Below are 17,882 nucleotides of genomic sequence, written 5' to 3'. Positions count from 1 at the left end.
GACCGGAAGAGTAGAGGAGATGAATACGACAACACATTCGAAACGTCCCCTGTCCTGGCCGCTCATCGTCGGTCTGTCCTCTCTGGCACTGCTGTGGCCGCTGACCGGACTGTGGCCCATCCTCGGTGACGGTGCCGTCCGCGCCCTCACTCTGCTCGGTCTCACCGGAGCGGTGTGGATCGGGACCGTCGGCTTCGCCCGCGTCGCTCGGCCCGTGCTCACTCTGACGATCTGCGGTGCCGCATACGGGTTCCTCAACCTCGCCCTCGGAGGCCTGCTCGCCAGTACCGGAATGACCGGCGCAGGCCCCTCCATGCTCATGGCCTTCATCCCCAGCGTGGCGATGGGCGCCGGGATCGGCGCCCTCACCGGACTGGCAGCCTACGGAATCCAGGCGATGCTCGGGAAGCGGGAGCAGCGATGAGACGGCGCCCGCACGCCTCGGTCGCTGCCGGGGCCGCTGTCGCGGTGGTCGTCGCGGTCGGGCTGGCTGCCTGCGGAGTGTCGACCACCTCGGTGACGGAGGCCGAGTTCACGAATGAACTGGCCATCCCGCCGTTGGCGGAATCGACGGTCAACGGCGGAGTGCGCACCTTCGACCTCACCGCTGAGAAAGGGTCGACTGAGTTTCCCGGTCAGGACGGACCGACGGAGACCTGGGGATTCAATGGGTCATTTCTCGGACCCACCCTGCGGGCCGAACGCGGGGAGAAAGTCGCCGTCGACGTTGCGAACGACCTCGACGAAGCGACGAGCGTGCACTGGCACGGGATGCATCTGCCGGCGACGATGGACGGCGGTCCGCATCAGATGATCGATCCTGGTCAGACGTGGAAGCCGCACTGGACGATCGACCAGCAGGCGTCGACCCTGTGGTACCACCCGCATCCCCACGGGAAGACCGAAGACCACGTGTACAAAGGGCTGGCTGGGATGGTCATCCTCGACGACGATGCTAGCGCCGACGCGGATCTGCCGGACGAGTACGGCGTCGACGATCTCCCGCTCATCGTCCAGGACAAGTCTTTCGACGATGGTGAGCTCGAGCTCAGCGACGACGGGGCCGAACCGGGGATGCTCGGCGACACCGTCATGGTCAACGGCACCATCGGCGGGGTGCAGGAGGTGACATCGGAGAAGGTGCGGCTGCGTCTGCTCAACGGATCGACGGCGAGGACGTACGCCTTCGAATTCCCCGATCGGTCGATGGATCTCATCGCCGGTGACGGCGGACTCCTCGACGAACCTGCCGAGGTCGATCGGCTGAGGTTGGCACCGGGTGAGCGCGCCGAGGTGGTCGTCGACTTCACCGCAGGTGAGACGGTGCGGATGCGCTCGGCCGAGGTCGACCTCGGCGGGGTAGCGGTGCCGGCGACGATGGGCGGACACGATTCCTTCGACGTTCTCGAATTCCGTGCGGCCGAGACCCTGACACCTGCTCCGGAACCCGCATGGTCGCCGTCGTCGCATGCTGGGGACGATGCCCTAGTTGAGGCTGAGGCAGCCACGACCCGCAAGTTCGAACTCGAGGAACGTGAGATCAACGGTGAGCGGATGGACATGAACCGCATCGACGAGGTGGCCTACGTCGGCGACACCGAGGTGTGGGAGGTGCGCAGCAAGCAGCCGATCCCTCACAGCTTCCATATCCATGACGTGCAGTTCGAGGTGCTCTCGGTCGACGGGGAGACGCCGCCGGTGGAGATGAGCGGAAGGAAGGACACGATCTACCTCGAACCGAATCGCGACTACCGACTGCTCATGCGATTCGAGGACTACGCCGACCCGACGATGCCGTACATGTATCACTGCCACATGCTGCTGCACGAGGACGAGGGCATGATGGGCCAGTTCGTCGTCATCGAGCGAGGTCAGGAGGCAGAAGTCGGGGTGCCGGCCGGGCATGACGGGGCCGGGCACGAGCACTGAGGCGGTGACAGTGCTCGTGCGTCATCGACAGAGCGATCACACCGCGGTGTAGCCGCCGTCAATGAGGTAATAGGCGCCGGTGACGAACGAGGCATCGTCGGAGAGCAGGAACGATACGACCTTTGCGACCTCGTCGGCGGTGCCCAAGCGGCCGAGGGGGTGCTTGGCCTTGAGCCCCTCGAGCGTCTCGGCGTCGAGGTTCGATTCCAGCAGCGGGGTCGTGATGTAGCCGGGACCAACGGCGTTGATGCGCAGACCCTCGGCGCCGTATTCGGCGGCGGCATTCTTCGTGATGCCGACGACGCCGTGCTTGGCAGCCGTGTAGGCGCCGTTGTTGATCGCGGCGACGGTTCCGTGGATCGAGGCCATATTGACGATGGCGGAGTCCTTCGCGCCGGCCTTGAGCATGGCCGGGATCTGGAAACGCATGCCGTAGAGCACGCCGTTGAGGTTGACGTCGATGACCTGATCCCAGGAATCGAGGTCCGTCTCGCCGGCGGGAGCCTGCTTGCCGCCGATGCCCGCGTTGTTCACGGCGAAGTTGAGTCCGCCGTAGGTGTCGACGGCGAACTTGACGACCTTCTCCGAGTCCTCCTTCGAGGACGTGTCCTGCTGGATCGCCGAGGCGGTGCCTCCGGCCTCGGTGATCTCGCGGGCGACACGCTCGGCTGCCTCGAGATTGATGTCGGTGAGGACGACCTTCGCGCCCTTGGAGGCGAGGTCCTTGGAGATCGCCTCCCCGAGCCCCGATCCGCCGCCGGTGACGAGCGCGACCTTGTCCGTGAAATCTGCCATGGTGATGACCTTCTTTCTCGAAAATCTTCGGGACCCCGCTGATGTGGTCCTCACTAGGCGTAACGAGGAAGAGTCGGAGAATATTCCGCTGTAAGTCGGCCTGTTCGGTCACACGGGGCATTGATCGAGGCTGGCAACAGTGGTTAACTGATTGCAATCTGCAACTAGATTGATGATCGCTGCGGCTCGAGGGGGAGCGATGGGAAAAGTGGCATGGGGCTTCACTTGTTCGATCGACGGATTCATCGCCGGGCCGGGCCATGACATGTCGTGGCTCTCGGCCTCCGAACCGAACGCCGAAGGCACCACCGAGGGCATGGCGTCGAAGGTTGCCGTCATCATCTCCGGCCGCCGCGGCTACGACGCGGCCAAGACGCAGGCCGACGAACGCGATGAGCTGACGTCCGAGGCTTACGGCGGTGCGTGGTCAGGGACGGAGATCATCCTCACCCACCGTCCCGAGGATTTGGCCGGGGACGCCTCGGTGACCGCGATGAACTGCACCATCACTGAGGCGGTCGAGAGGGCCCAGGCCATCGCTGGTGACCGTGACATCCAGATCATCAGCGCCGATATCGCCCGGCAAGCGCTCGAGGTCGACCTCATCGACGAACTCCAGGTCTACGTCGCCCCGGTTTTCCTCGGCGACGGCACCCGGATCTTCGATGTTCCCGGCGGACGGCGGGTCGACTGGGAGCTCGAGACGATCGATACGGCGAACGCCCGCAGCTTCGGCCGGACGTACCGACCCAAGAGGTCTAGCCCTCCCGCCGACTGAGGTCCCAAAGGATCCGCAGAGCCTCCTCGTCGAACTCCTCGCCGGAATCGACATCCGGTGAACCGCTTCTGACCTCGGCGTGGAGGCGTTCCATCTTCCGGTCGAGTTCACTAGCCGCGTCGGCCGCCTCGGTGAGCTCGCCGATGAGACGTTCGGGAACGTCGCCGTCGAACTTGTAGTGGATCTTGTGTTCGAGGCTCGCCCAGAAGTCCATCGCGATCGTGCGGATCTGCACCTCGCAGATGACCGGGGTCGGCCCGCTGCGGAGGAACACCGGGACCTCGAGGATCGCGTGCAGGCTGCGGTAGCCGTTGGGCTTCGGCTCTGCGATGTAGTCCTTGACCTCGACGAGGCGGACGTCGTTCTGCGCGGTGAGCAGCTCGAGGACGTGATAGGTGTCGGCGATGAAGCTGCAGGTGATGCGGATGCCCGCGATGTCGGTGATCTCCCGCCGGATGATCTCGGTGTCGAGCGGCAGGCCCCGACGATGGACCTTCTCCAGCAGGCTCCGCGGCGACTTCACGCGAGAGGAGATGTGCTCGATCGGGTTGTAGCTGCGCGTGTGGACGGACTCCTCGCGCAGGATCGAGATCTTCGTGAGCACCTCGTCGATGACGAATCGGTGGTGCATGATCAGCTGCGAGAAATCCAGCCGCAGCTGACGGATGCTCTCGATCTGCTGCGTTGTCAGGGCTGTCTCTGCTGGCGTCATCTCTCTCCCGATCTCCATTGTGGCCTCAGTGTATCGGCGGAACATCTGTGCTGCGTCAGTGCCGAGGGGTACCGTTTTGGCATGTGCAGAAACATCAGAACACTCCATAATTTCGAACCCGCCGCCACCTCCGACGAAGTCCACGCCGCCGCCCTGCAGTACGTGCGCAAGATCGCCGGGACGACGAAGCCCTCGCAGGCCAATGCCGAAGCCTTCGACGCCGCTGTCGAGGAGATCGCGCACACCACCCAGCACCTCCTCGATGCGCTGGTGACGAACGCGCCGCCGAAGAATCGAGAGGAGGAAGCGGAGAAGCGACGAGCGAGATTCGCAGGTCGCGCATGACGATCGCCGGACTCGTCGTCGCCGGCCTCGCCGCCGCCCTGCACGTCTTCATCTTCTACCTGGAGTCCATCGCCTGGACGAGTCCACGTGCCCGCGCCACATTCGGCACCACCGAGGCCGAGGCCGAGACGACGAAGTCCCTGGCCTTCAACCAGGGCTTCTACAACCTCTTCTTGGCACTCGCTGTGTTCATCGGCCTCATCGTCTTCGGTGCAGGCTCTGCTGCGGTCGGTCTCACCCTCGTCTTCGTCGGGGCAGGATCGATGCTCGCCGCAGCACTGGTGCTCGCACTCTCAAGCCGTGAGCTGCTCGCCTCCGCGATCAAACAGGGCACTCTGCCGCTGCTCGGTGTGCTCTGCCTGATCGTCGGAGTGCTGATCTGAGTCGCGGCGATCCGGTTCAGCCGGCGAATCGATGATCGGCTGAGAGATCCTGCGTGATCCTCGCCGAGGCGGTCCGTAGGACCCGCATGATCGCGGGCACACCTTTCCGGTGCTCCGAATCGATGACGACGCCAAGCCCGGCGATCGCCGCCCCACCGGCATCGAAGACAGGAACCGTGATGCCTGTCGTGCCCTCATCGATATGGCCGGACAGCTCCGCGAAATGGTGAGACCGGATCGAGGTGAACATCTTGCGCAGGGCGGCAGGATCCGTCGTCGTCTTCTCCGTGAGTGCGGCCAGCGGACCCCGCAGATACGCCTCACGCACATGTTTGGGCGCATACGCCAAGAGCACGAGTCCGCAGGACGACGCATGAGCCGGCAGCCGACCGGCGGTCTTCGACCGGTGGATGACCGCATTCGGCGCCGACATGCGCTCGATGATGAGCACCTCCCGCTCCCGCAGAATGCCCAACTGGGTGTTCTCACCGACGAACTCGTGTACACCCATCATGTGCGGCCTGGCCACCGAAGCCAGATCGACGGCATCGGAGGCGCGGTTCGACAGCTCCCACATCCCGACTCCGATTCGGATACGCCCATTGGGGTCGCGCTGGAGCAGATCGTGACGCATCATCTCACCGATGAGTCGGTAGGCCGTCGACTTCGGCAGTTCGGCACGCTCGGCGATCTCGTCGGTGCTCAGGCTCTGATGGTCCGGGTCGAAGGATGCGAGCACACGCACGAGCCGATCGATCATCGAGTCGCCGGAAGGAGAGTTCGCCATGCCTCGGATTCTAGCGGCTCTCTATCGAAATTCTCAATGAATGGGAGCGCTGTGGCTTCGGGTGGTGCGGGTCACTACTCTGACGAGAGGTGCACCACAGTCCCGCCCCGACAAAGAAGTGAGGACAGACAATGACTGATTTCCTGGGAACCGACTGGCACGAGAAGATCTTCACCGGCACCTGGACCGCCGGCTCCGGAGAGACCTACGACGTCATCGAACCGGCCACCGGTGAGACCCTCGGCCGCCTCGGTGCCGCCAGCGCCGACGATGTCACCGCCGCCGCCACGCGAGCCGCCGCTGCACAGAAGGAATGGGCGAAGACCACTCCTGCCGAACGGGCCGCAGTGCTGCGCCGCGCCGGTGCTCTGTGGGCCGAACACGGCGATGAGATCGCCGGATGGATTATCCGAGAAGCCGGCTCCATCCCGCCGAAGGCCGCACTCGAGATCTCCTCCGCCGAAGCCATCTGCTACGAATCCTCCGCCCTGCCCAGCCACCCCAAGGGGCAGGTGCTCACCTCGAACGAACCCCGCTGGTCCTTCGCCCGTCGGGTGCCCGCCGGAGTCGTCTCCGTCATCGCCCCGTTCAACTTCCCCCTCATCCTCGCCATGCGCTCCGTCGCCCCGGCCCTGGCCCTGGGCAACGCGGTTCTGCTCAAGCCGGACCCGCGCACCGCCGTGTGCGCCGGAGTGGCGATCGCGAAGGTCTTCGCCGAGGCGGGACTGCCCGAAGGGCTGCTCCAGGTTCTGCCCGGCGGCCTTGACGCCGGTGAAGCCGTCGTCGCCGCTCCCGAGGTCTCCGTCATCTCGTTCACCGGTTCCACTGCGGCCGGACGCAAGGTCGGCGAAGCCGCGGGTCGCCTCCTCAAGCGCTGCCACCTCGAACTCGGTGGAAACAATGCGCTCGTCGTCCTGCCCGGAGCCGAGGTTGGTCCGGCCACCTCCGCGGGGGCCTTCGGATCGTGGATGCACCAAGGCCAGATCTGCATGACCACAGGCCGCCACCTCGTCCACGAATCCATCTACGACGACTATGTCGAACAGCTGGCCGAACGCGCCCGCAATCTGCCGGTGGGCAACCCCGCCACCGAGGAGGTTGCGATCGGACCGATCATCGACGAGAAACAGCGCACCCACGTCCGCGACATCCTCGACAAAGCCACCGCCGACGGCGCCACACTCGTCGCCGGAGGCCCGGGCGAAGGCGCCTTCGTCCTGCCCACAGTGCTCACGGATCTCAGCCCGTCGAACCCCGCCTGGGCGCAGGAGATCTTCGGACCCGTCGCCCCGGTGGCCCGCTTCTCCACCCTCGAAGAAGCCGCCGAGATGGTCAACGACAGTGAATACGGACTCTCGCTCGGCATCCTCGGCGATGTGGGTCTGGCCATGGACCTGGCCGACCTCGTCGACACCGGGAAGGTCCATATCAACGAACAGACCGTCTCCGACGAGGCCAACGTCCCCTTCGGCGGGATGAAGGACTCCGGCAACGGATCCCGTTTCGGCGGGGCTGAGGCCAATATCGAAGCCTTCACCGAAACCCAGTGGGTGACGATGCGCTCGTCCATCGCGCCCTACCCCTTCTGACCTGCACGACAACACACCGGAGACACCGATGTCCGCAACCGCCCCATCCGCATCCGCGACCGGTTCCGCCTCGGCGGGCCGCTGGCCGGCCGTCCTGTGCTGGCTGGCCGTCGCTTTGGAAGGCTTCGACCTCGTCGTCCTCGGCGCGGTCATCCCCGAGCTGCTGGCCACCGAGGCCCTCGGATTCACCCCCGAGGCGGCCACGATGGTGGCCACGCTCAGCCTCGTGGGCGTCGGCCTCGGCGCTGTATCCGTCGGCCCCGTCGTCGACCGGATCGGACGACGGTGGGCGATCATCGGCTGCGTCATCGGCTTCAGCGTCTTCACTCTGCTCGTCGCGTTCGCTCCGAACGTCGCACTGTTCACCACCTACCGGTTCATTGCCGGACTGTTCCTCGGTGCCGTGATGCCCAGCGCGCTCGCCTACATCAGCGAGTACAACAAGTCGGGTAAGACCGGAAAGGCCACGACGCTGACGATGACCGGCTACCATGCCGGCGCCGTCGCGATCTCCCTGCTCGCCGTCGTTTACTCCCACAATTGGCACCTGCTCTTCCTCGCCGGCGGAATCGCCGGCCTCGTCATGGTGCCCCTCCTGATCTGGAAGCTGCCCGAATCCGAGGTCTTCCTCATCGCTCAGGAACTCAAACGCAACCCCGCTGCCGCGCAGGCGGTGGATGTCGACGCTGCTGATCCGTCCGGCACCGTCGACGCGCAGGCGAAGACAGGAATGGCGGGGCTCTTCGAGGGCAAGCTGGCCCTGGTGACCATCGGCGTGTGGGCAGCGAGCTTCATGGGACTCCTGTTGGTCTACGGACTCAACACCTGGCTGCCGAAGATCATGGCCGACGCCGGCTACGAGGTCTCGGATTCTCTGGTCATGCTCTTCGTCATGAACATCGGTGCCGTCGTCGGGCTCGTCCTGGCCGGCTGGCTGGCCGACAAGCACGGGACGAAGAAGATCGTGCTCATGTGGTTCGTCCTCGCAGCGATCTTCCTCGCCGCACTGTCGATTCCGATGACCAGCCAGGTGCTGCTCAACATCGCGGTGTTCATCACCGGAGTCTTCGTCTTCTCCGCCCAGGTGCTCGTCTACGCCTTCGTCTCGGCCATCTACCCGGCTCAGGCCCGCGGCACCGCGCTGGGCATGGCTTCGGGCATCGGTCGGATCGGTGCCATCGTCGGTCCGTTCATCACCGGCGCCCTCGTCACCGCGGGCATCGCCTATCCGTGGGGCTTCTATCTCTTCGCTGTCGTCGCCGTGCTCGGGTTCGCTGCCATGGCGATCGTGCCGAAGTCGCTACGCTGAAAGCATGACTCGGTGGGTCGATGCCACGTTCGTTCGCGGCGGCACAAGCAAGGGACTGTTCTTCAGCGAATCCGCGCTGCCGTCGCTCAACGCGGACGGGGACACGGCGGAGTGGGACACGATCTTCTGCCAGGCGATGGGCTCGCCCGATCCGTTCGGCCGTCAGCTCGACGGAATGGGCGGGGGAATCTCCTCGCTGTCGAAGATCGTCGTCGTGGCCGCCTCGGCGAGGGACGGGGTCGACCTCGACTACACGTTCGGTCAGGTCTCCGTCACCGAGGCGGCCGTCGACTATTCCGGCAACTGCGGAAATCTGTCGTCCGGGGTCGTGCCCTTCGCGCTGTCAGAGGGTCTGATCACCGCAGCCGACGGATGGAATGTCTTCCGGCTGTTCAATACGAACACGCAGAAACTCGTCGACGTCGGCCTCGGCGTCGTCGATGGGCAGGCCGACGTTACGGGAGATCTGGTGCTGCCCGGAGTCAGCGGAACGGGCGCACCGCTCGAACTCATCTACCCCGACCCGGCCGGCAGCCGCACCGCCGGACTCCTGCCGACGGGGAAGGCAGCCGAGTCCATCACTGCCGGTGGGGCGATGTTCGAGGTCAGCCTCGTCGACGCCACCCTGCCCGTCGTCATCGTCCCGGGTGCTGCGATCGGACTCAAGGGCACCGAATCTCCGGAGGAGATCGACGCGAACAAGCACGCGATGGGCATGATCGCGAAGCTGCGCCGCAACGCCGCTGTGCGGATGGGGCTGTGTGAGTCACCGGAGGAAGCGCCGGACGTCGTGCCGAAGGTCGCCGTGGTCGCCGCCCCACAGCCCACCCGATTGCTCGACGGAACGACCCTGGCCGTCGAGGAGACCGACCTGCTCGTGCGGATGATCTCCATGGGTCAGACGCATAAAGCCGTGCCCGGAACCGGAGCCATGTGCCTGGCCGCGGCCGCGCAGATCCCGGACACGATCATCAACCGCATCATCCGACGCTCCAGGCCCGGGTCCGACACCGGGTACGAAGACAAAAATGTCGGGCCGGAAGTGCGGCTGGCCACCCCTTCGGGCGTCGTCACGGCCGGTGCCGTCTTCGACGCGGACACGGTGACGGCCACCTCCCTCTTTCGCACGGCACGAGTGCTCATGCGGGGGCAGGTGGCCGTCACCGACTAGGTGTCACCAACCGTTGTGGCGACCGTTCTTCCCGGCGTTCTTGCCTCCAGGGTGATCACCGTCGCGGCTGCCCCAATGATTGCCGTTCTTGCCGCCGTTCTTGCCGCCGTTCTTCCCCGCGTTCTTTCCGCCGGGGTGGTCGCTTGAGCCGTCGGCGTTGTCCGCACCGTCGGCATCGTCGTTCGACTCATCGGATCCATCGGCTCCGCTGTCATCGTCGCCGCCTTCGTCCGTTTCGTCGAAGAGGCCGACGACGACCGGATCATGGTCGGAGGCCCGGAACTGGTCCGGAGCGAAGAGATCGGCGACGTTGTAGTTGAACCGGCTGTACTCGAGTGCCAGGGACTCGACCGAGTTGATGTTCCAGACATCGGCCCCGGTGACAGAGCCGAAGGCCGTCGGCCCATCGCCTGCGTCCGAGGCGTCGAGAGCGAGGACGTGGTCGAGGCTGCCGGTGCGCGAACCATAGACGTAGGTGGATTCGTCCGTCTTCTCCGCCGCGATGTCCTTGTACCCGGCCTCAAAGAAGACCTGCATCGGGTCCTCCTGAGTGTAGGAGTTGAAGTCACCGAGGAGGTAGACCAGTTCGCTGTCGGCCGCCTCCTGCTGGTCACCGGCGAAGCCGACGAGCGCTTCAGCCTGCTTCACACGATCGGCGTTCGACGCGCCCTGACCATCACCGGAGTCCTCATTGCCCGGACCTGAACCCGATCCCTTGGACTTGAAGTGGTTGGAGATCGTCACGAAGGTCTTGTCCTTCTCGACCTCACCGGAGCCGTCCTTCGGGGCGAACGCCTGAGACAGGGGTTCGCGGGCATTGGAGAACGCATCCTGATCATCAAGGATCGTGGACTCGTTCTGCGGGGCCACCTCGGCGGGTTGATAGATCAGGGCCGTGCGGATGACGTCCTCATCAGCCGGAACGGCGTCGGGGGATTCGACGAAGTCCCATTTCTCGGCTCCGGCCGCCTCGTTGAGGCGCTTGACCAAGGTCGCCAGCGCGTCGTCGCGGTCCTTGCCGAAGGCGGCGGAGTTCTCGATCTCCATGAGCGAGACCACCGATGCGTCGAGCTTGTTGATCGCGGTGACGATCTTCGTCTCCTGCCGCTTGAGGCTCTCCGCGTTCGCGGCACCGCGGGCATCGCAGCCGCCGCGGACGGTGATGTGGTTGCCTTCGCGGTCGTCGTAGTACTGGCAGCCGTCCAGCTGGTCACCGGTGGTGGTGAAGTAGTTGAGCACGTTGAAGCTCGCGAGGCTGACCTGTCCGCCCACGGCCTCGGGGGCCTCGGTGCGGGTGTCGGTGAAGCTGGTCGGTTGCACCGCCTCGGCGTTGTCCCCGGTCAGGCGGGTCGTCGGCTGGAACCGCCACTTCTCGTGATCGAAGCCGAGCACCACCGGGGAGGTGAAGTTCGCCTGCGCGCCGACGCGGACGGGTTCGTCCTGGCTGAGGTAGGGCAGGGGGACGTCCTTATCGGTCTTGAGGAAGTTCACCGTGGCGCCGTCATCGAGGACGACTTCCCGTTCGAGGTTCTCGGCTTCCAGGGCCTTCGCCTCGGGGGTGGCGGGGCGGTGGACGTCGGTGGGCTGGTCGAGGGTGCCTTCACCGGTTGCGAGGACCACCTCACCGTAGGTGTTCGTGTTGTAGTTGTCGGCGACGGTCAGCGATTCGCTCGGCTGCAGGAGCATGCCTTCGAGGGATTCGCGCTTCTCGTTCCCGGCGGGGAAGGCGTCTTCGATGGGTTTGACGGCCGCGGCGGGTTCGTCGACGTCGCTCAGTCCGCTCGCTGACACGGAGATCTGGGACTGGCCGTAGTGTTCGGACACGGTGCCGGTGACCTCGACGTGGTCGTCGATGCTGACATCGGCCACGGTGTCGGGGGAGTAGACGAAGATGCCGTCGGAAGCGGTGTCATCTGCGGCGTCGGCTCCACCGGTGCCTGGGGTCTGGATGTAGTAGCCGTTCAGCCCGCCTTCGGGGTAGGCGGCGGTGACGACACCGCGGGTGGTCACGGTCTTGCCTTGGATGGGGCTGGCGTCGCCCGTGCCCTGGATGTCGGCGATCGGCGTGACGCCATCGGGAGATTCGCCGTCGTCGCCATCGTCGTCGCCATCGTCGTCTCCGTCGTCACTGCTGTCTGGCAGGGCGTTCGGGGTGGGGACCGCCGATTTCCACGCATCGCCGGTGAGCTGGATCGACTGGCCGCCTGCGGCAGTCGCGCCGGTCGGTTCGGCCTCCTGGCCGATGACGGGTGCGGGGGTGAAGGTGTTCTTCGTGCCGGTGACGCCCTTGCCGTCGACGACGCCGCCGATCTGCTGGAAGTCGACCAGCTCGCCGTCGTCGTCGATGACGAAGGCGCTCGAGCCGTACTCGCCGTCGGCGGCTGAACCGGCCTTGACGGAGTTCGTGATCGGCACGTCGATCGCGACGGCACCGGAATCGCCGACCGTCGTGTCCTCGGGCACGGTGACGGTGTTCTGCTGCGCCTGGACGCTGCCGCCGCGTGTCACCGAACCGAAGGTCCATCCGGAGATATCGGTGCCGGGGTCGGCGGCGATCTCGATGAAATCGGTCTCGGGGGTGTAGGCGATCTCGGAGATGTTGACGTCACCGTCCGCGACGTCTGCAGCGACCGCAGGCGACAGGGAGAGTGACAGGCCCGCGACGAGGCTGAGCGCCGCGGCGGAGGAGAGAGTTGTCGTGACTTTCATGGGAGCCTTTCGGGCGGATGAGCAGCTGTGCACATCGTGAGGATCCACGTGCGCAGTCCCTTGCACCCTAGCGGCTCACTCATCGACGACAGCGGCGAAGATGTGAACAACTTGTGAACAGACGAACAGTCCACTGAGTGCCACGGGTGGCACTCATCCTACACAACCCGCCCTGCCCCAGAACTACCTGACGGCGGCCCGGCAACCTCGCGCGAGGTTGCTGGGCCGCCGTCAGGTAGCAATTAGGAGGTGAGGGTGGCGGCGAGCTCGTGGAAGTCGCGGCTCGGGTTGCCGAAGCGGTGCAAGGTCATCGACACCGCCTGCTCCTGCACGTAGTAGCGCAGCTCCACACGTCCCGATGTGGTCACCGGCTCATCGATGATCGCGACCTCCGGGCGAGGCGCGGCTGCGGCCAGCAGCTCGTCCTCGAACCGACCGAGCACGCGGATGCGAGCCCCCACGGTGTCGTCGTAGCGACCCTGGCCGACCATCTCGGCGAACTCGGCGGCAGTCTCGGTGCGGGCGGGAACACCGGCATTCGTCACGGCGATCTTCACTTCTGCGGGCACATCCTCGGCCACGGACAGCTGCACCGGCGAGTCCACCGTGCGGGCTGCGTGCAGGGAGCGTTCGAGGTCGAACAGGCTCGCCTCGGCGGTGACGCGCAGGGTCACCGGGCGGGGTCGGTAGCGGAAGATGTTCGCCTCCGCGCGCAGTCCCGTGTGGTCCTTCGCCGCACCGAATTCGGCCTCGAACCAGCGCTTGTCATCGGCCTTGGCCGCCTCGAGATCCTGGTTGCCTGCATCGGCGTAGTGGCCGAAGAGCATGAGGTAGTTCGGGCCGCCGGCCTTCGACCCCAGTCCGACAGAGGACTGCTTCCAACCGCCGAAGGACTGACGACGCACGATCGCACCGGTGATACCGCGGTTCACGTAGGCGTTGCCGACCTCGACGCGATCGAGCCAGGTGGCGACCTCCTCGGGGTCGAGGGAATGGATGCCGCCGGTGAGACCGAAGTCCACGGCATTCTGGAACTCGATGGCCTCATCGAGGTCTTTCGCATGCATGAGACCGAGCACCGGACCGAAGACTTCGGTGAGGTGGAAGAACGAACCGGGCTTGACCCCGTCCTTGATACCAGGGCTCCACAGACGACCCGAATCATCGAGCTGCTTGGGCTCGAGCAGCCAGGATTCGCCGGGTTCGAGCGACGTCAGCGCCCGACGCAGCTTGTCCGAGGGGTCCTCCGTCAGCGGGCCCATGGTCGATGCGAGGTTCGACGGCCAATCGACGACCATCGACGAGGCGGCATCGATGAGCTGGCGACGGTAGCGCTCAGAATCGTAGGTCGATCCGACCATGATCCCCAACGAGGCGGCCGAACACTTCTGTCCGGCATGGCCGAAGGCCGAATACACGAGGTCGGCCATGGCGAGGTCCCGGTCCGCCGCCGGGGTGATGACCAGGGCGTTCTTGCCCGAGGTCTCGGCATTGACGTGGAGTTCGGGACGGAAGGACTTGAACATCGCCGCGGTCTCGGACGCACCCGTGAGGATGACCCGGTCGACATCGGGATGTGACACGAGGTGCTGGCCGAGCTCCCGTTCGATCGGTGCGCACAGCTGCAGCACGTCCTTGGGCACTCCGGCCTGCCACAGGCAGTCGATGATGAGCGCCGAACAGTGCGGCGTCGGCTTCGAAGGCTTGTGGATGACTGCGGATCCGGCAGCGAGAGCCGCAACGGTGCCGCCGGTGGGAATCGCCACGGGGAAGTTCCACGGGGGAGTGATGACGACCATCTCGTCCGGGGTGAACTCCGCGCCCTCGAGCTCCTCGAGCTCGAGCGAATTCAGCGCGTAGTAGCGGATGAAGTCGATGGCCTCGGACACCTCGGGGTCGGACTGCGACGGCATCTTGCCGACCTCGGCGGCCTCGACGGCGATGAACTCGCCGCGACGGGCCGCGAAGATATCCGCGGCTCGGTGGAGGATCTCGGCTCGACCGGCAGCACCGAGGGCCCGCCAATCCGCAGCGGCGGCGCGACCGCGGGCGATCATCTCATCGAGCTCGTCCGTGGAACCGACCTTGGGCGCATTCGGACGGTCATCGAGATATCCGGGGGCGGTCGCCTCGGCGATGATCCTGCGCACCCATTCCTGGTTGGCCGGAAGGGCCGGGTCGGTGTCGGGCTCGTTGAAGAACTGGGTCGGCACCACGGTCTCACCGAGAGTTTCGGTCGACCGATTCTGGTGGCGGTTCGGGGCCGGTGCGGTCTCACCCTCGGTCTCGAGGATCGATTCGAGCTGGTTGACGGATGCGGTGAACCGGTCGGCTTCGCGCTTGAACACGTCATTGCCGTTGGCGAGGTCAAAGATTCCGGACATGAAGTTCTCCGACGCCGAGTTCTCCTCGAGCCTGCGCACCAGGTAGGAGATCGCGACGTCGAACTCCTTCGGGTGCACGGCGGGAACGTAGAGGAGGAGGTCTCCGACGTCCTCGGTCACGGCCGCAGCCTGCTCGCTGGCCATGCCTTGGAGCATCTCGAACTCGACGCGGTCGGTCACCGAGCGCTCGACGGAGAGGTGGTGGGCGAAGGCGATGTCGAAGAGGTTGTGCCCGGCCACGCCGATGCGCAGGCCCTTCATCCGCTCCGGGGTGAACAGCCAGTGCAGGACCCGCTTGTAGTTCGCGTCCGTGGACTGCTTCGAATTGCACGTTGTCGCAGGCCAGCCTGCGATCTCGGCATGCACGGTCTCCATCGCCAGGTTCGCGCCCTTGACGAGGCGGACCTTGATCCCGACCCCGCCGTTCTCGACGCGGCGGGAAGCGAATTCGCTCAGCCGCTGCACCGCGCCGAGCGCATCGGGCTGGTAGGCCTGGATGACGATTCCGGCCTCGAGATCCTTGAACTCCGGTTCGGAGAGCAGGCGCGTGAACACGGCGATCGTCAGCTCGAGGTCCTGGTACTCCTCCATGTCGAGGTTGACGAACTTCGCGCCGGTCGGGGCTTTCGCGGCCTGCTGGTAGAGCGGGCGGAGGCGGTCGACGACATAGTCGACGGTCTCGTCGAAGGCCCACATCGAGATCTGCGAGGCCACGGAGGAGACCTTCACCGAAACGTAGTCGACATCGTCGCGGGCGAGCAGCCGGTGGGTCTGCTCCAGGTGGTTGTCGGCTTCGCCGTCACCGAGCACGGCCTCGCCGAGGAGGTTGATGTTGAGCCGGTGACCGTCGGCGGTGAGTGCGGCCACGGTCTTGCCGAACTGCTTGTCGCGGGCGTCGACGACCATGTGACCGACCATCTGACGCAGGCGAGTGCGGGCGGCGGGGACGACGACCTGCGGGGCGATCTTGGCCAGCGCGGCGCCGGCCTTGATCTGTGCGCGGTCGAGGTAGGACATCGTTTCGGGGGCGAGCTTGCCGACCTCGGTCAGCGCGTCGGCGGCGGCGTGGACATCATCGGTGCGCACGACCCGATCGACGAATCCGACGGTGAAGTCGAGCCCGTTGTCGTCGGAGAGGACGGCGGAGAGGCGTTCGGCCGCGGGGTTCTTCGCCGTGGTCATCGACGTCGACACTCGCAGCCACCGGCGGGCGGTGTCGATCGACTGGGCAGTGAGCGTGGCGAGGTCGGTTTCGGTGTGCAGCAACTGTGCTCCTTCGGTGCTCGGATTCGGTGCTCTCACGCGTCGGCGCTGACCGTGGAACCTGGGTGTGAGATCAGTATGCGCCGCCGAAATCCGGGGGTGAAGAGATGGAGTCGACCGCCGTGAATGTTTGAGTCAGAAGTCCTAAGATAGAGTGATGTACTCCGCTGAGTTCCGTCGTGACGCCGTGGCGCTGCTGACGACGTCGACGCTCGCCGAGGCGGCTGCGCGCACGGGAGCATCACCGTCGACCCTGCGTCGTTGGGCGAGCCGATCCGACCTCGCGGATCGTCCCCGCAGCGGCCGCCCGCCGATCCAGGAGACCGCCGATCGGGTGGTCGAAGCCCTCGTTGCCACCGCGGGGGCCAGAATCTCCGGACGGGACTATTCGACTCGTGCCCTGGCCGAGGCGACGGGGCTGAGTCAGAGCATCGTCTCCCGGTCGGTGCGGGCGCTGACGGTCCCCGTCGCCGAGGTGGCCGGTGCCGCGGAGCTCATCCTCGCGGCCAGCGGGTTTCCCCTCGTCATCGTCGGCGTTCGCAGGAACGATGCAGGTGGGGGAGACCCTCGCGGAGAGTCCGCGACGATTGTGCCGCCTCGGCGAATTCAGCGGCGCATCGCGGGAATCACCGCGGCCCTGCGCACCGCGGGCGTCGGGCGGTGGGCGCAGCGTTTCGACAGCGAGCATCGGCAGGTGCCCACCGCCGAACTGCTCGACCTGCTCGACGGTGATGGTGACTTCCTCGTCTTCGACCCCCTCGGCGAGGTTCCTGACGACCTCTCCGGCGGGGCGGGAACCCGGGTGAGGGCGTGCGCGGATTTCGATGATTTCGTCAGCGCACTCAAGACCCGCCTCGGCGAGTGTCAGGACATCCCCGGGTCCCTGCTCGATCTGCTCGCCGACCGCGTCCGGAACGGACTCGAAGGTGTGCTGTGGTGGGAATCGGCCCCGTACGAGCCTCGGAGAAGTTCTATTACTTCTGACTCAATGGAGATATCGTCGTGGCTGCCGAAGGAGACCCGATCGATCACCGAGCATCTGGCGATCGCGCTGCGCGAGGAGATCATCGACTCCGGATACGAACCCGGGGACCGGATCAATCCGCGCCTGCTGTCTCGTCGTATGCAGGTGCCCAGGGCCTCGGTCGACGCGGCGCTGCGGCGGATGGTCGATGACAAGCTGCTCGACGGGTCTCGCGGCGGCGCACGGATCCCCCTGATCACGACCGTCGATGTGCTCGACCTCTATGCCGCGCGCATGGCCATCGGAGAGGTCGTGCTCAGGTCCTTGGCCCTGCGTCCGCAGCGCTACCTCGTGCCCGTGCAGCTGGCTCTGCGGCAGGTCGAAGCGTCGGCGCCGACGCGCAGCGGCATCGACGTCGAGGATGCCGACCTCCATTTCCAGCAGGAGCTGGCTCGTGCTTCGGGTCTGCGGGAATCGGCGCGTGCCTTCGAATCTCTGACTCTGCGGCTGCGTCTGTTCATCTCCATCTTGCAGCTCGACTATTCGCCGGCCAGTGACCGCATCGTCAGCGACGACCGGGCCATGTTCAGGGCGCTCAGCCGGGGGGATGCGAAGTCGGCGATCGAGGTCTGGCGCGGCAAGGTCGACAATGCCGTGCGGCATATGGCCGGTCTGCTGGGCAGGCGGCGCTTCGACCAGGAACTGTGGAATCAGCTGACCCGCAGCCTCGGGTGAGTACGGAAGCCGGGAGCCGCCTCGGCGGG

The 17,882-nt window shown here is 65.8% G+C and carries 14 protein-coding genes; 9 read left to right on the top strand and 5 right to left on the bottom strand.

From position 1 onward, the window contains the following. Positions 1–19 precede the first annotated feature (19 nt). Complete coding sequence (locus BEP01S_RS15645; protein ID WP_157070594.1) at positions 20–424, top strand: hypothetical protein; 405 nt, start codon at positions 20–22, stop codon at positions 422–424. Continuing rightward, complete coding sequence (locus BEP01S_RS15640) at positions 421–1,929, top strand: multicopper oxidase family protein (RefSeq protein ID WP_062245119.1); 1,509 nt, start codon at positions 421–423, stop codon at positions 1,927–1,929. Before BEP01S_RS15645 ends, BEP01S_RS15640 begins: the two co-directional genes overlap by 4 nt. Before the next feature lie 36 nt (positions 1,930–1,965). On the opposite strand, the gene BEP01S_RS15635 is transcribed toward BEP01S_RS15640, so the two are convergent. Then, entirely contained in the window at positions 1,966–2,724 is a 759-nt protein-coding gene (locus BEP01S_RS15635) for an SDR family NAD(P)-dependent oxidoreductase (RefSeq protein WP_062245117.1), read from the bottom strand. A 199-nt stretch (positions 2,725–2,923) separates the two neighbouring features. Here BEP01S_RS15635 and BEP01S_RS15630 point away from each other — a divergent pair, with 199 nt between their 5' ends. Continuing rightward, on the top strand, positions 2,924–3,502 hold the full coding sequence (locus tag BEP01S_RS15630; RefSeq protein ID WP_062245114.1) for a dihydrofolate reductase family protein: 579 nt from the start codon (positions 2,924–2,926) through the stop codon (positions 3,500–3,502). On the opposite strand, the gene BEP01S_RS15625 is transcribed toward BEP01S_RS15630, so the two are convergent. Beyond that, entirely contained in the window at positions 3,483–4,214 is a 732-nt protein-coding gene (locus BEP01S_RS15625) for a GTP pyrophosphokinase (protein WP_062245246.1), read from the bottom strand. The genes BEP01S_RS15630 and BEP01S_RS15625 overlap by 20 nt on opposite strands. A gap of 81 nt (positions 4,215–4,295) precedes the next feature. Here BEP01S_RS15625 and BEP01S_RS15620 point away from each other — a divergent pair, with 81 nt between their 5' ends. Then, positions 4,296–4,559 carry a DUF2277 domain-containing protein gene (locus BEP01S_RS15620; protein ID WP_062245112.1) on the top strand — a complete coding sequence of 88 codons (264 nt, stop codon included), beginning with the start codon at positions 4,296–4,298 and terminating at the stop codon, positions 4,557–4,559. Next, positions 4,556–4,942 carry a DUF1304 domain-containing protein gene (locus tag BEP01S_RS15615; RefSeq protein ID WP_062245109.1) on the top strand — a complete coding sequence of 129 codons (387 nt, stop codon included), beginning with the start codon at positions 4,556–4,558 and terminating at the stop codon, positions 4,940–4,942. Before BEP01S_RS15620 ends, BEP01S_RS15615 begins: the two co-directional genes overlap by 4 nt. Positions 4,943–4,958: 16 nt before the next feature. Here the strand turns inward: BEP01S_RS15615 and BEP01S_RS15610 are convergent, their stop codons facing one another. Further along, a complete protein-coding gene (locus BEP01S_RS15610; RefSeq protein ID WP_062245105.1) occupies positions 4,959–5,729 on the bottom strand; it encodes an IclR family transcriptional regulator in 771 nt (256 codons plus the stop codon). A gap of 131 nt (positions 5,730–5,860) precedes the next feature. Here BEP01S_RS15610 and BEP01S_RS15605 point away from each other — a divergent pair, with 131 nt between their 5' ends. Genes BEP01S_RS15605 through BEP01S_RS15595 form a run of 3 tightly spaced genes read left to right on the top strand, consistent with a single transcriptional unit; the run spans position 5,861 to position 9,798 of the window. Beyond that, positions 5,861–7,318: a benzaldehyde dehydrogenase gene (locus BEP01S_RS15605; RefSeq protein ID WP_062245102.1), complete on the top strand. Its 1,458-nt coding sequence runs from the start codon at positions 5,861–5,863 to the stop codon at positions 7,316–7,318. A 28-nt stretch (positions 7,319–7,346) separates the two neighbouring features. Continuing rightward, positions 7,347–8,627, top strand: a complete 1,281-nt coding sequence (locus tag BEP01S_RS15600; RefSeq protein WP_062245100.1) for an MFS transporter — start codon at positions 7,347–7,349, stop codon at positions 8,625–8,627. Positions 8,628–8,631: 4 nt separating this feature from the next. After that, positions 8,632–9,798: a PrpF domain-containing protein gene (locus BEP01S_RS15595; protein ID WP_062245098.1), complete on the top strand. Its 1,167-nt coding sequence runs from the start codon at positions 8,632–8,634 to the stop codon at positions 9,796–9,798. Between the two features lie 3 nt (positions 9,799–9,801). On the opposite strand, the gene BEP01S_RS15590 is transcribed toward BEP01S_RS15595, so the two are convergent. Both BEP01S_RS15590 and BEP01S_RS15585 read right to left on the bottom strand, forming a co-directional pair. Continuing rightward, positions 9,802–12,507, bottom strand: a complete 2,706-nt coding sequence (locus tag BEP01S_RS15590) for an ExeM/NucH family extracellular endonuclease (protein WP_157070593.1) — start codon at positions 12,505–12,507, stop codon at positions 9,802–9,804. Between the two features lie 242 nt (positions 12,508–12,749). Continuing rightward, positions 12,750–16,157 (bottom strand): bifunctional proline dehydrogenase/L-glutamate gamma-semialdehyde dehydrogenase, encoded by a 3,408-nt coding sequence (locus BEP01S_RS15585; RefSeq protein ID WP_157070592.1) that lies wholly within the window; start codon positions 16,155–16,157, stop codon positions 12,750–12,752. Positions 16,158–16,311: 154 nt separating this feature from the next. Between BEP01S_RS15585 and BEP01S_RS15580 the strand changes: the two genes are divergently transcribed. Then, positions 16,312–17,853 (top strand): FCD domain-containing protein, encoded by a 1,542-nt coding sequence (locus tag BEP01S_RS15580; RefSeq protein WP_062245095.1) that lies wholly within the window; start codon positions 16,312–16,314, stop codon positions 17,851–17,853. Positions 17,854–17,882 lie beyond the last annotated feature (29 nt).

This window comes from Brevibacterium epidermidis NBRC 14811 (assembly GCF_001570805.1).
Taxonomy (GTDB): Bacteria; Actinomycetota; Actinomycetes; order Actinomycetales; family Brevibacteriaceae; genus Brevibacterium; species Brevibacterium epidermidis.
This window is presented reverse-complemented; position numbering and strand designations above follow the sequence as displayed.